Genomic DNA, 13,642 nt, shown 5'->3' with positions numbered 1-13,642 from the left:
GGAACCTCCCGCAGGGAACAAAACGCCCCGCTCGTCCGTAAGGATGAGCGGGGCATGCGTATGCCCACGACCGACCGAGGGGACCCCATGGACCAGGCCGCAAGCAGCGCACAGGGCGCCCAGAGCTCGCCCGTGTGCTACCGGCACCCGGACCGCGAGACGGGCATCCGCTGCACCCGCTGCGAGCGCCCCATCTGCCCGGAGTGCATGGTCAGCGCCTCCGTCGGCTTCCAGTGCCCCGACTGCGTCCGCGAAGGCTCCGGCACGGGACACCCCGCGACCGCCACCCAGCCCCGCACCCTCGCCGGCGGCACCGTCACGGCCGACCCGCGCCTGCTCACCAAGGTCCTGATCGGCCTCAACCTGGCCTTCTTCGTTGTCCAGCGTGCCGTCGGCGACTCCTTCACCGAACGCTTCTACCTGATCGGCCACGCGTACGTGCCGCTGTTCGGCTCGTTCGAGGGCGTCTCACAGGGCCAGTACTACCGCCTGCTGACCGCCATGTTCCTGCACGGCGGCTACATCCACATCGCGTTCAACATGCTGAGCCTGTGGTGGATCGGCGGCCCCCTCGAAGCCGCCCTCGGGCGCGCCCGCTACCTCACGCTGTACGTCGTCTCGGGCCTGGCCGGCAGCGCGCTCACCTATCTCCTCGCAGCACCCAACCAGGGGTCGCTGGGCGCCTCCGGCGCGATCTTCGGCCTCTTCGGCGCCACTGCCGTCCTGATGCGCCGGCTCAACTACGACATGCGTCCGGTCATCGCCCTGCTGGTGATCAACCTCATCATCACCTTCGGGGTCCCCGGCATCGCCTGGCAGGCCCACATCGGCGGCCTCGTCGCCGGCGTCATCACCGGGTACGCCATGGTCCACGCCCCGCGCGAGCACCGCGCACTGATCCAGTACGGCACGAGCGCCCTCGTCCTGGTCGTCGTCGTGGTCCTGACCGTGCTCAGAACCTCTCAGCTCAGCTGATACCGAACCGTTGTCCACAGTGCGTGGCGAATCTTGTGCACAGTGTGGAGGAACAACTGTGCCCCCCGTCCCTCAGGTGTGTTTTCCCAGGTGGGACGGGGGGCGAACAGGTTTACGGGTGCTGGTGGGTCAGTCGTACCGGCGTCAACGCTCTGTGGGTTATCCACAGATCGTCGTTTCTTGTCCCCAGGTAGCCTGTGGACGGCTGATCAAAGCTGTGGATAACTCAGCGGATAGCCCTGGGTAGAGCTGTGTTCACCGGGAGGACGAGCTTACTTCCACTGTGTGGAGACGCCGAATCCTGCCGCGATGAAGCCGAAACCGACCACGATGTTCCAGTTGTCCAGCGAGTCGATCGGCAGCGAACCGTCCGTCACATAGAAAACGACGATCCAGGCCAGGCCGATGAGGAACATCGCCAGCATGACCGGCGCGACCCAGGCACGGTTGGTCAGCTTGATGGTGGCCGCCTGCTTCGCCGCGGGCGGCGTGTAGTCGGCCTTCTTGCGGATACGGGACTTCGGCACGAGGGTCTCTCCTGTCGATGCGCTGCGTGGCCGCGCAGGTAACTGGGTCGGGCTCCGGGCAGCGTACAAGGCGACACTAAGTGCTCCCCCGGGCGTCCGTTAGCGTAGTGCTTCCGCGGCGCCGAAGGAGATAAGGGTACGTTGAGCAATTCTGCCGACTCCCCCGGGACGGGATCAATGGGTTCCGGCCCCGAGCGCACGCCACGTTTCCGGCCGGTGCGGATCCTCACGGTGGCCGTCTTCGCCCTCGCCGGGCTCATCTTCTTCACCAGTTTCAACACGGCCAAGGGCACCGATATCCGTACGGATGCCTCGCTGCTGAAGCTTTCCGACCTGATTCAGGAGCGCAGCCGCAAGAACAAGGAGCTCGACGAGTCCAACGCGGGGGTCCGCGACGAGATCGAGGGGCTGGCCGAGCGGGACGGTGGCAGCACCAAGGGGCAGGGCGAGAAGCTCACCGGGCTGGAGAAGAGCGCGGGCACGAGCAAGCTCACCGGCAAGGCCGTCACGGTCACGCTCAACGACGCCCCGCCCAACGCCACGGCGAAGCTCCCCGGCTATCCCGAGCCGCAGCCCGACTACCTCGTCATCCATCAGCAGGACCTGCAGGCCGTGGTGAACGCGCTCTGGAAGGGCGGCGCCCAGGGCATCAAGGTCATGGACCAGCGGCTGATCTCGACGAGCGCGGTGCGCTGCGTGGGCAACACCCTGATCCTCCAGGGCCGGGTCTACTCACCGCCGTACAAGATCACGGCCGTGGGGGACCCGGGCGCGCTGCAGAAGGCGCTCGCGGCGAGTCCCGCGATCCAGAACTACATGGTGTACGTCAACGTCTACGGCCTCGGCTGGAAAGTCACCGAGGACGGGACGGTGACTCTTCCCGGCTACTCGGGCACAGTGGATCTGCAGTACGCGAAGCCCGTGGAGTAGGCAGTCCGTTCGGGAGCCGCCGGTGCGCGTGTTCGTCAGGTCGGTCAGCGAGCTGTGCATCACCGTGGGCGCCGTGATCGTGCTGTTCGTCGTCTATGTGCTGTTCTGGACCGGTGTGCAGGCCGACGGTGTCATGAACGACCAGATCGACCAGTTGCAGCAGCAGTGGTCGAAGGGGACGGTGCACAAGCCGGCGGCGGGCGGTTCCGGATCCGGTGCCACCGCGAGCCCGCCGGCACCGGCCGCGTACCACTACGGCAAACCCTTCGCGATCATGTACATCCCCCGGCTCGGTTTCACGTGGAACAAACCCGTCCTCGAGGGCACCGGCACGGACGTGCTGAAGAAGGGCCTCGCCCACTACGCGCGTACGACGCGGCTGGGGCAGGAGGGCAACTTCGCGGTCGCCGGCCATCGGCGCACCTACGGCGACCCGCTCAAGGACTTCCCAAGGCTGCGCCCGGGGGACGCGATCGTCCTGACGGACGGGACGACCTGGTTCACGTATCGGATCGACAAAGGGCCCTACAAAACAGTGCCCACCGACGTTGAAGTGATCGACCCTGTGCCACGTAAGTCCGGGTATACGCGTCCCGGGCGGTATCTGACGCTGACCACGTGCGATCCGGAATGGGGGCACAGTCACCGGCTGATCGTCTGGGCGCACCTGGACTCCACACAGCCTGTGGAGGCAGGCGAACCGGAGGCTCTGCGCCGTTAGTCTGGTGCGGTACGGCGTGAGTCTGGTGCCGTGGACGACGGAAGGGACGGCATGTACGGCTGGATCTGGCGGCAACTGCCGGGCAACGCGTGGCTGAAGGCGTTGATCTCACTCGTGTTGGTCATGGCCGTGGTCTACGTCCTCTTCCAGTACGTCTTCCCCTGGGCCGAACCGCTGCTGCCCTTCAATGATGTGACGGTGGACAACCAGTGAGTGCGCGGATTCTCGTCGTCGACAACTACGACAGCTTCGTCTTCAACCTGGTGCAGTACCTGTACCAGCTGGGCGCGGAGTGCGAGGTGCTGCGCAACGACGAGGTGTCGACGGCGCACGCCCAGGACGGTTTCGACGGTGTGCTGCTGTCGCCGGGTCCGGGTACGCCGGAGGAGGCGGGCGTGTGCGTGGACATGGTCCGGCACTGTGCGGCTACTGGGGTGCCGGTCTTCGGGGTCTGCCTGGGCATGCAGTCGATGCAGGTGGCGTACGGCGGTGTGGTGGACCGTGCGCCGGAACTGCTGCACGGCAAGACCTCGCCGGTCGAGCACGAGGGCAAGGGCGTCTTCGCCGGGCTGCCCTCCCCGTTCACGGCGACCCGCTATCACTCCCTGGCCGCGGAGCCGGCCACGGTTCCGCCGGAGCTGGAGGTCACGGCGCGGACGTACGACGGCATCATCATGGGCCTGCGTCACCGTGAACTTCCGGTCGAGGGCGTGCAGTTCCATCCCGAGTCGGTGCTGACCGAGCACGGGCACCGGATGCTGGCCAACTGGCTGGTGGCGTGCGGGGACGAGGGCGCGGTGGCGAGGTCGGTGGGGCTCGCCCCGGTGGTGGGCAGGGCCACGGCGTGACCGCGCTGCGCCCCGAGCGCGAGACCGATGCCTCGTACGGGGATCAGTCGTACGGGGCATCCGGGGCGCTCGGGGACTGGCAGGGAGAAGGGCAGGGGCAGGGGGACGGGGCGTACGAGGTCTCGCACGAGGCGCCGTACGAGGTGGCGCGTGAGGTGCTGCAGGAGGCGCCGTACGAGGTGGCGCGTGAGGTGCCGCAGGAGGCGCCGTACCAGGAGCCGTACGTGCCGCCCGCCGACGACGAGACGGTGGCGCTGCGCATCGCGGACCTGTCACCGGAGCTCGGGAGCGTGGCCACAGCCGCCTCTGCGGCCTCGTCCGCCGCGTCTGCCACCGGAGTGGCACCGGGTGGCCGTGCGGCCCGCAGAAAGGCTGCCAAGCGGCGCGGTGGCGGGCGGCACGGCGGCGGTGCGCGCGAGTCGGAAGCGGCCGCGCAGGAGACGGCCTCGGGGGCGCCTCTGTCCCGGGTCGAGGCCCGGCGGCAGGCGCGACTGCGCAAGCCGAGCCCGGCCGTGGTGGCGAGCCGGGCGATCGGTGAGGTGTTCATCACCACGGGCGTGCTGATGCTGCTGTTCGTCACATATCAGCTGTGGTGGACGAATGTGCGGGCGCATGCGCAGGCGGACAAGGAGACGAGCAGCCTTCAGGACGACTGGGCGAGCGGCAAGCGTGCGCCGGGTGCGTTCGAGCCGGGGCAGGGCTTCGCCATCCTGCACATTCCCAAGCTGGACGTGGTCGTGCCGATCGCCGAGGGCGTCAGCAACGACAGGGTCCTCGACAAGGGCATGGTCGGCCACTACGGCGAGGGCGCGCTGAAGACGGCGATGCCGGACGCGAAGACGGGCAACTTCGGGCTGGCGGCCCACCGCAACACGCACGGCGAACCGTTCCGCTACATCAACAAGCTGAGCGCCGGTGACGCGGTCGTGGTCGAGACGCAGGACAAGTACTTCGTGTACAAGGTGGCGTCGACGCTGCCGGTGACGCCGCCGTCCAACACGAGCGTGCTCAACCCGATCCCCAAGGGCTCGGGTTTCACCGCACCGGGGCGCTACATCACGCTGACGACATGCACGCCGGAGTTCACCAGTAAGTACCGGTTGATCGTCTGGGGCAAGATGGTCGAGGAACGGCCGCGCAGCAAGGGCAAGCCGGATGCGCTCGTCGAGTAGGGGCAGAAGAACTGTGGCAGCGACCGCGGACGACACCGAAGAGCACACGGGCACGCCGGACGCGGCGTTCGGCCCGCGACGCCGGGGGACCGGCCGGATCGCCATGGCGATCAGCGTCTTCGGTGAACTCCTCATCACGGCGGGCCTGGTGCTCGGCCTGTTCGTCGTCTACTCCCTGTGGTGGACGAACGTCGTCGCCGACCGCGAGGCCCACAAACAGGGCGACAAGGTCCGCAACCACTGGGCCCAGGACACCGGTCCCGGCGCGCTGGACACCAAGGACGGCATCGGCTTCCTGCACGTGCCCTCGATGAAGAACGGCGACGTCCTGGTCGAGAAGGGCACGTCGACGGAGGTCCTGAACGACGGCGTGGCCGGCTACTACACCGACCCCGTCAAGGCCACGCTCCCCATGTCCGGCAAGACGGGCAACTTCACGCTCGCCGCCCACCGCGACGGCCACGGCGCCAAGTTCCACAACATCGACAAGATGAAGAAGGGCGACCCGATCGTCTTCGAGACGAAGGACAAGTGGTACGTCTACAAGACCTACGCCGTCCTCGCGGAAACCTCGAAGTACAACGTCCAGGTCCTCGCCCAGGTCCCGAAGGAATCCGGCAAGAAGAAGCCGGGCCACTACATCACGCTGACGACGTGCACGCCGGTGTTCACGAGCCGGTACCGGTATGTGGTGTGGGGGGAGTTGGTGCGGGTGGAGAAGGTGGACAGTAAGCGGACGTTGCCGAAGGAACTGCGGTGAACTGACTGAGGTCCTTTGAGGACCTCAGTCGCCTAGCATGGCGAGGGCCCGAAGCCGCAACTAGCCTTTGCCACTTCAGGCCCTTTGGGATGAGGGCGTTGAACATGGGGACGACCGTCTTGCCGAGGATGTGGGCGATGCGTTGGTCGATGCGGTCGTCGAGGGGCTCCGGGGCCGTGTGGACAGAGTTATCCACAGGCTGTGTGCGGGCCAGGTACTCCATGTCGAGCAAGTACACACGCGCCTGACGTGCGACTTCGCTGTCCCGGAGGAGCATGGCGACGTTGAGGACGGCTCGGCGGGGGTACAGCGCGAGGGCTCGTGAGTGGGACTGGATCCCACTGACCTCCTTAAAGGAGGTCAGTTCTGCACCTGACAATACGCGGTAGCCGCTCGCTTCCAGTTCCTGCCGGTGGTCGAGAACCAGAGACTCGATGGCCTTGATACCGACCTCGAAGTACGCCGCCACCATCGCCGTAGTCACATGCATCCCGTCCGGCAGCAGCGACAGTGCCTTGACCCGGTCGAGTACGTCCGTGCGGTCCAGCACGCTGTTACGCAGGCTCTTGGACTCCAGCAGTGCTGATTCGTTGATCATGTTCTGCCCTTCCGTTCGCGGTGTGGCCGTACGGCCGGGGCAGAGCGTTCTGAGTCCCCACCCGATCCGATCAACGAGTTGTCGCATAGGAAGACACGATCGATGGGAGAACGGGTGTTTAGTGAGAGCCCGATTTGTCACGGACCGGGAAAAGGAAACCGCGTGAGGGGAACTTCCCTCACGCGGCTTCCGTGTCCGGCGGTGGTGGATCAGCCGCCGAAGAGGCCTCCGTTGCCGTTTCCGCCCTGGTCCATGGTGAACAGGTTGACCGCCTGGTTCTTGTTCACGGTGCTACCTGGTGCGGGGTCCGAGTTGAGCACGAGGGCGTTGGGGTCCTGGGAGCCCTGGATGTTGCCGACCGTGAGGCCCACGTCGGAGAGCATCTTCTGGGCGTCCTTGAGCGTGCGGTTCTGGATCTGCGGAACCTGCACCTGTTGATCCGCCAGCTTGCCGACGTTGATCGTCACCGGGGTGTTCTTGTCGACCTGACTGCCCGGCCCCGGTGACGTCGAGATGACCTTGTCGGCCTGGTTGGGGTCGTTGACGGGCTGGTCGACACACGTACCGACCAGGTCGTTCTGCTGCATCAGGGCCTTGGCCTCGTCGCAGGTCTTGCCGGTGACGTCGGGGACCGTCGACTTGGCCGCGGCCTTGGCGACGGTCAGCGTGACCGTGGAGCCCTTCTCGCGGTCCGTGTCGCCCGTCGGGTCCTGGCTGATGACGACGTCCGGCGTCTGGTCGGACTCCTGGGTCTTCTTCTGGACCTTGAAGCCCTTCGCCTGGAGCTGCGCCTCCGCCTTGTCGAAGGTGAGGCCCTGCACGTCCGGCACTGTGACCTTCGGCGCTCCCGTGGACACCACCAGGTTGATCGTGTCGTTCTTCTTCACGTCCGTGCCGGATGTGGGGTCCTGGGAGCAGACCTTGCCCTTGGGCTGCTTGTCGCACGTCTTGCTGGAGAAGGAGAGCTGAAGGCCGACGTTGTCGGCCATCTTCGTGGCCGTCGCCTTGGTGTTTCCGACGAAGTTCGGCGCGGGGAACGTGTCGTTGTTCGCGCCGTTTCCGCTGAACGCCCACTTCCCGATCAGGATCGCGCCGATCAGGACGAGGATGCCGGCGACGACGAGGAGGATCGTCGAGGTGTTGTTCTTCTTCGGTTGGCGGCGCCGGTCGGGGCGTTCGTCGTAGCCGAAGCCGCCGTCGTCCGGGTTCATCGGCGGGAGCATGCTCGTGGCGCCGGCGCCCGGGTCGGTGCGCAGGGCGGTGGTGGGCTGGTCGTTGGGGTAGCCGCCGTAGCCGACCGCGCCGAGTGCTGCCGTGGCGGCGACGGGCTGGCCGTCGAGGCAGGCCTCGATGTCGGCGCGCATCTCGTCGGCGGACTGGTAGCGGTAGTTCGGATCCTTGACCAGCGCCTTCAACACGATCGCGTCCATCTCGGGCGTGATCTCGGGGTCGAAGACGGACGGCGGCTGCGGTTCTTCCCGTACGTGCTGGTAGGCCACCGCGACCGGGGAGTCGCCCACGAAGGGGGGCCGTACCGTCAGCAGCTCGTAGAGGAGGCAGCCCGTCGAGTAGAGGTCCGAGCGGGCGTCGACCTGCTCGCCCTTGGCCTGCTCCGGCGAGAGGTACTGCGCCGTGCCGATGACCGCCGCGGTCTGCGTCATCGTCATTCCGGAGTCGCCCATGGCGCGGGCGATGCCGAAGTCCATCACCTTGACCTGGCCGTTGCGCGTCAGCATGACGTTCGCGGGCTTGATGTCGCGGTGGACGATGCCGTTGCGGTGGGCGTACTCCAGGCCCTGGAGGATGCCGATGGTCATTTCCATCGCGCGCTCGGGGAGGAGTTTTCGGCCGCTGTGAAGAAGCTCACGGAGCGTGGAGCCGTCGACATACTCCATGACGATGTACGGGATCGAGACCCCGTCGATGTAATCCTCGCCCGTGTCGTAGACCGCGACGATCGCGGGATGGTTGAGCGAGGCGGCCGACTGGGCCTCCCGGCGGAACCGGGCCTGGAAGGACGGATCGCGTGCGAGGTCTACGCGCAGCGTCTTCACCGCCACGGTGCGGCCGAGCCGGGTGTCATGCGCGAGGTAGACCTCCGCCATGCCACCACGGCCGAGCACCTGGCCCAGCTCGTACCGGCCGCCGAGGCGACGCGGCTCTTCCATAGCTACCTACCAGCCCTCTCCGTGGGTCCCGGCCGGCACATGGTGTGCGGCCGGAGGCTGCCGTCCGGGCCTACCGTACCCGGATCGCATTGTGTGACCTGGCCGAGCCCGTCACCCGATACAGGACTGGTATCGCAACGTGCACCGATGTGAAGGGGACGTGAGCGGGGTCACTTCTTGGAGTTGATGACGGCCTCCATCACGCTCTTCGCGATCGGAGCGGCCAGGCCGCCACCGGAGATGTCGCCGCGGTTGGCCTGGTCGTCCTCGATCACCACGGCCACGGCTACCGGTGCGCTGCCGTCGCTCATTTTGGCGTAGGAGATGAACCAGGCGTAAGGGTTCTTGCTGTTCTCGATGCCGTGCTGGGCGGTACCGGTCTTGCCGCCCACGGTGACACCCGGGATCTGGGCCCGGGTACCCGTGCCCTGCTTGACGACCGTCTCCATCATCGACTGCAGGATCTGCGCGTTGTCCGAGGACAGCGGCCGGCTGAGTTCCTGCGGATCGGTCTGGGCGACGGTGTCGAGGGTGGACGACTGGAGCTTGTCGACCATGTACGGCTTCATCAGCTTGCCGTCGTTGGCGACGGCCGAGGCGACCATGGCCATCTGCAGCGGGGTCGTGGCGGTGTTGTACTGGCCGATCGAGGACAGCGCGGTCTGCGACTGGTTCATGTTGTCGGAGAAGACCGAGGAGCTGGAGCGGACGGGCACGAACTGCTCGGCGTCGAAGCCGAACTTCTTGGCCTCTTCCAGCATCTTGTCGTTGCCGAGGTCGGCGCCGATCTTGCCGAAGACGGTGTTGCAGGAGTACTGCAGGGCGATCCGCATCGTCGCGTTCTTGCAGGGGATGTTGCCCTCGTTCTTCAGCTCGGTGGTGGTGCCGGGCATGGTCCAGGGCAGCGGGGAGTCGGTCTTCTCGTCCGCCGAGTTGTACTTGCCGTTCTCCAGCGCGGCCGCGGCGGTGACCACCTTGAAGGTGGAGCCCGGCGGGTAGGTCTCGCGCAGCGCCCGGTTCAGCATCGGGTCGTTGGGGTTGTATTTCTTCTGCAGGTTCTTCCAGGCCTTGGCGTCGCTGTCCGAGTAGCCGGCGAACGACGAGGGGTCGTACGACGGGTAGGAGGCCAGTGCCAGGATCTTGCCGGTGGCCGGTTCGAGGGCGACGACCGCGCCCTTGCCGCCCTGGGCCTTCAGTCCGTCGTACGCGGCCTTCTGCGCGGCGCCGTTGAGCGTGGTGACGACGTTGCCGCCCTGCTTCGGCTTGCCGGTGATCATGTCGAGGGTCTGGCGGAAGAAGAGCCGGTCGTCGTTGCCGGTGAGGATGCCGTCCTCGATGGACTCCAGCTGGTTGGCGCCGAAGGCCTGTGAGGTGTACCCGGTGACCGGGGCCCACATGGGTCCGCTCTTGTAGGTGCGCTTGTACTTGAAGTCACCGCTGGTGGCTTCGACCGAGCCGGTTATGGGGTCGCCGTTGACGATGATGTCGCCGCGCGGGGACGCGTACCGCTCGATGGCCACCCGTCGGTTGCTCGTGTCCGTGCGCAGTTCGTCGGCCTTCACGTACTGCAGCCAGTTGTCGCGGATCAGCAGCGTGAGGACGAGGAGTCCGCAGAAGATCGCGATGCGACGCAGTGGCTTGTTCACGTCCGGCCTTTCCAACAAGCAAGCGGGTGCGCCTGTTGCTTCAGTCTCTCGGTGTCGCTGGTACTGGCGCTCGTCCTTGGCCGCCCACAGTCTAGGGGCAGCCGCTGTGCGCGCCGACGGGCCGGCGGCGACAGCTGATCAGTAGACGCAGTGGGGGCGCGGAGGGTTCCGGGGGTCACGATCACCCGGTGCCGGGTCCGGGACCTCCCGGGCGTACGACCTGGGTCATTTCGGCGTCGGGGTTGGCGGCGGGTGCGGGTGCCGGGCGGCGTGCGGTGTCGCTGATGCGGATCAGGACGCCGATGAGTGCCCAGTTGGCGATGACGGAGGAACCACCGTAGGCCAGGAACGGCATCGTCATACCGGTGAGCGGGATGAGTCCCATCACACCGCCGGCGACGACGAAGACCTGGAGGGCGAAGGCTCCGGAGAGGCCGATGGCGAGGAGCTTGCCGAAGGGGTCGCGGGCGGCGAGGGCGGTGCGCACGCCGCGTTCCACGATCAGGCCGTACAGCAGCAGGATCGCCATGACGCCGGCCAGGCCGAGTTCCTCGCCGAAGGTGGCGAGGATGAAGTCGGAGTTGGCGGCGAAGCGGATGAGTTCGGAGTGGCCCTGGCCGAGGCCGGTGCCGAGGGTGCCGCCGGAGCCGAACGCCCACAGGGCCTGCATGGCCTGCTCGGAGTGGCCGCCGACGCCCTGGCGGGAGAGCGTGTACTCCTTCATCGGGTCGAGCCAGGCCTGGACGCGCTGCTGGACGTGCGGTTCGAAGCTCGCGACGCCGACGGCGCCGGCGGCGGACATCAGCAGACCGAAGAAGATCCAGCTGGTCCGCTCGGTGGCGACGTACAGCATGATGACGAACATTCCGAAGAACAGCAGCGACGTTCCGAGGTCCGTCTCGAAGACCAGGATGAGGATCGAGATGAACCAGACGACGAGGATCGGGCCGAGGTCGCGGCCGCGCGGCAGGTACAGGCCCATGAATCGGCGGCTGGCGAGGGCGAGCGCGTCTCGCTTGACCATCAGATAGCCGGCGAAGAACACGGCCAGGACGATCTTCGCGAACTCACCGGGCTGGATGGTGAAGCCGCCGACGGAGATCCAGATCTTGGCGCCGTAGACGTTGAGTCCGAGGCCGGGGACCAGCGGGAGGAGCAGCAGGATCAGCGCGGCCATCATGGAGATGTAGGTGTAGCGCTGCAGGGTGCGGTGGTCCTTGAGGAAGATCAGGACGACGACGAACAGGGCGATGCCCATCGCCGTGTACAGCAACTGGTTGGTCGCCTTGCCGCCGGACACGTGGATCTGCTGCAGCAGCTTGGACTGGTCGAGGCGCCAGATGACGACCAGGCCGAGTCCGTTGAGGAGGGTGGCGAGCGGCAGCAGCAGGGGGTCCGCGTACGGCGCGAATTTCCGTACGACGAGATGGGCGACGCCGGCCAGGAGGCCGAGGCCCAGGCCGTAGGCCAGCAGGCCGGCGGGCACCTGGTCGTTGATGGCCAGGCCCACGTTGGCGTAGGCGAACACCGGGATGGCGACGGCGAACACCAGCAGTGCGAGCTCGGTGTTGCGCCGGCTCGGGGTGCCGATGGCGCCGATCGTGGACGTGTGGTGCGTCGACGGGTTGGTAGTACTGCTCATCGTGTGTCGGGGCCTCTCACGGCTTGCCTACTGCTTACCGCACAGCGAGACGACCTTCTGCTCATCCTCCGAGAGGGTGGGGCCGGGGCTGGGGGTCGCGGACGGGGTCGTGGACGGAGACTTCGAAGGTGCCGAAGCGGACGGATTGGGCGACGGGGACGCCTTGGTGGTGAGGGACGTCTTGGTGGTTCCGGTGGTTCCGCCGGCCTCGCCCTGGCCCGTCTTGGCGTTGGTCTCGCTCTCGGCGGCCTGACGCTGGGCTTCCTTCTTGCAGGCGGAGGCCTGCACGGCCAGTTCCTGGACCTTCGACTGGGCGTCGTTGAGACCGCCTTCGGCGATGGTCGCCTTGACCTGCTTCTGCTGGTAGGGCGGCAGGTACTTGAGTTCGATCTCGGGGTGGTCCTTCTCGACCTTCGAGAGCGAGACCCAGGCCAGGTCCTGGCTGATGCCCTGGTAGAGGGCGACGTGCTCGCCCTGGGTGCCGACGTAGTACTGCGTCTGCGTCCAGCGCCAGCCGCCGTACAGTCCGCCGCCGATCACGCCGAGGGCGAGGATGCTGTAGAAGCTTCTCTTCAGCCACCTGCGGCCGCCGCGGGGTTTGACGAAGTCCTCGTCGGTGTAGTCGCCGAAGCTGCCCTCCGGGACGTACCCGGTGGTGTCGCCGCTGCCGGGTGGGCCGAACTCGCCGCCGCCGCCCTGGCCGGGCACCTGGCGGCCGAGGTGCGAGGCGCGGCCGGCCGGGGTCTGCATGATGCCGTTGTCGTGCAGGTGGTTCTGGTTCTCGGCGACCGCGCCGACGACAACGGGGGTGTCGGACAGCTGGCCGGCGAGGGTGTCTCCGGTGTCCAGGTCGAGGACGTCGGCGATGATGACGGTGATGTTGTCGGGGCCGCCGCCGCGCAGTGCGAGCTGGATGAGCTCCTGCACGGTCTCCTGGGGGCCCTGGTAGCTGGCGAGGGTCTCCTCCATCGTCTGGTGGGAGACGACGCCGGACAGTCCGTCGGAGCAGATCAGATAGCGGTCGCCGGCGCGGACCTCGCGGATGGAGAGGTCGGGTTCGACGTGGTCGCCGCTGCCGAGCGCGCGCATGAGGAGCGAGCGCTGCGGGTGCGTGGTCGCTTCTTCCTCGGTGATGCGGCCCTCGTCGACGAGGCGCTGCACCCAGGTGTGGTCCTGGGTGATCTGCGTGAGGACGCCGTCGCGAAGCAGATAGGCGCGGGAGTCGCCGACGTGGACGAGGCCGAGGCGCTGCCCGGTCCACAGCAGGGCGGTGAGCGTGGTGCCCATGCCCTCGAGCTGGGGGTCCTCCTCGACCATGGCGCGCAGCTGGTCGTTGGCGCGCTGCACGGCGTGGCCGAGGGAGGTGAGGATGTCGGATCCGGGCACGTCGTCGTCGAGCGTGACCAGCGTGGAGATCACCTCGGAGGAGGCGACCTCACCGGCCGCCTGGCCGCCCATGCCGTCGGCGATGGCGAGCAGCCGGGGACCGGCGTAGCCGGAGTCCTCGTTGCCCTCCCGGATCATGCCTTTGTGCGATCCGGCGGCGAAGCGCAGTGACAGACTCATGCGCACCTCGCCTGTCGGCTCCGGGTACATCCGCACGGTGCCCACCCTCCGGTCGGGAGCGCGCGGACGGTCGCCAGGCGGTCCGCCGC

Annotated in this window: 12 protein-coding genes and 1 pseudogene; 7 read left to right on the top strand and 6 right to left on the bottom strand. The window is 67.3% G+C overall.

Going from position 1 to position 13,642, the window contains the following annotated elements:
- Positions 1-87 precede the first annotated feature (87 nt).
- Entirely contained in the window at positions 88-975 is an 888-nt protein-coding gene (locus tag ACFYXB_RS06155; RefSeq protein WP_389578655.1) for a rhomboid family intramembrane serine protease, read from the top strand.
- A 272-nt stretch (positions 976-1,247) separates the two neighbouring features.
- On the opposite strand, the gene crgA is transcribed toward ACFYXB_RS06155, so the two are convergent.
- A complete protein-coding gene (gene crgA / locus ACFYXB_RS06150; RefSeq protein ID WP_351346157.1) occupies positions 1,248-1,502 on the bottom strand; it encodes a cell division protein CrgA in 255 nt (84 codons plus the stop codon).
- A gap of 141 nt (positions 1,503-1,643) precedes the next feature.
- Between crgA and ACFYXB_RS06145 the strand changes: the two genes are divergently transcribed.
- The 6 genes and pseudogenes from ACFYXB_RS06145 (at position 1,644) to ACFYXB_RS06120 (ending at position 5,933) form a co-directional block, all read left to right on the top strand.
- Positions 1,644-2,432 (top strand): DUF881 domain-containing protein, encoded by a 789-nt coding sequence (locus tag ACFYXB_RS06145; protein ID WP_389578252.1) that lies wholly within the window; start codon positions 1,644-1,646, stop codon positions 2,430-2,432.
- 22 nt (positions 2,433-2,454) lie between these two features.
- Positions 2,455-3,153: a class E sortase gene (locus ACFYXB_RS06140; RefSeq protein WP_389578250.1), complete on the top strand. Its 699-nt coding sequence runs from the start codon at positions 2,455-2,457 to the stop codon at positions 3,151-3,153.
- 4 nt (positions 3,154-3,157) lie between these two features.
- Positions 3,158-3,366 (top strand): annotated as a pseudogene (locus ACFYXB_RS06135) (hypothetical protein).
- Positions 3,363-4,001 carry an aminodeoxychorismate/anthranilate synthase component II gene (locus ACFYXB_RS06130; protein WP_389578248.1) on the top strand — a complete coding sequence of 213 codons (639 nt, stop codon included), beginning with the start codon at positions 3,363-3,365 and terminating at the stop codon, positions 3,999-4,001. The pseudogene ACFYXB_RS06135 and the gene ACFYXB_RS06130 overlap by 4 nt, the downstream one beginning before the upstream one ends.
- Positions 3,998-5,173: a class E sortase gene (locus ACFYXB_RS06125; RefSeq protein WP_389578246.1), complete on the top strand. Its 1,176-nt coding sequence runs from the start codon at positions 3,998-4,000 to the stop codon at positions 5,171-5,173. Before ACFYXB_RS06130 ends, ACFYXB_RS06125 begins: the two co-directional genes overlap by 4 nt.
- A gap of 13 nt (positions 5,174-5,186) precedes the next feature.
- On the top strand, positions 5,187-5,933 hold the full coding sequence (locus ACFYXB_RS06120) for a class E sortase (protein ID WP_389578243.1): 747 nt from the start codon (positions 5,187-5,189) through the stop codon (positions 5,931-5,933).
- Here ACFYXB_RS06120 and ACFYXB_RS06115 read toward each other — a convergent pair.
- The 5 genes from ACFYXB_RS06115 to ACFYXB_RS06095 all read right to left on the bottom strand — a co-directional run bounded on the left by ACFYXB_RS06115 (position 5,842) and on the right by ACFYXB_RS06095 (position 13,553).
- Entirely contained in the window at positions 5,842-6,531 is a 690-nt protein-coding gene (locus tag ACFYXB_RS06115; RefSeq protein ID WP_389578240.1) for a restriction endonuclease, read from the bottom strand. The two genes, ACFYXB_RS06120 and ACFYXB_RS06115, sit on opposite strands and share 92 nt — an antisense overlap.
- A 209-nt stretch (positions 6,532-6,740) precedes the next feature.
- Entirely contained in the window at positions 6,741-8,699 is a 1,959-nt protein-coding gene (pknB, locus tag ACFYXB_RS06110; protein WP_389578237.1) for a Stk1 family PASTA domain-containing Ser/Thr kinase, read from the bottom strand.
- A gap of 170 nt (positions 8,700-8,869) precedes the next feature.
- Positions 8,870-10,345, bottom strand: a complete 1,476-nt coding sequence (locus ACFYXB_RS06105; RefSeq protein ID WP_389578234.1) for a peptidoglycan D,D-transpeptidase FtsI family protein — start codon at positions 10,343-10,345, stop codon at positions 8,870-8,872.
- 181 nt (positions 10,346-10,526) lie between these two features.
- Complete coding sequence (locus ACFYXB_RS06100) at positions 10,527-11,987, bottom strand: FtsW/RodA/SpoVE family cell cycle protein (RefSeq protein WP_389578231.1); 1,461 nt, start codon at positions 11,985-11,987, stop codon at positions 10,527-10,529.
- 27 nt (positions 11,988-12,014) lie between these two features.
- Complete coding sequence (locus tag ACFYXB_RS06095; protein WP_389578229.1) at positions 12,015-13,553, bottom strand: Stp1/IreP family PP2C-type Ser/Thr phosphatase; 1,539 nt, start codon at positions 13,551-13,553, stop codon at positions 12,015-12,017.
- Positions 13,554-13,642: the final 89 nt, after the last annotated feature.

It is taken from the genome of Streptomyces sp. NPDC002619 (assembly GCF_042889305.1).
GTDB lineage: Bacteria > Actinomycetota > Actinomycetes > Streptomycetales > Streptomycetaceae > Streptomyces.
The sequence above is the reverse complement of the archived record's forward strand: the minus strand, read 5'-3'. Positions and strand labels throughout refer to the sequence as shown.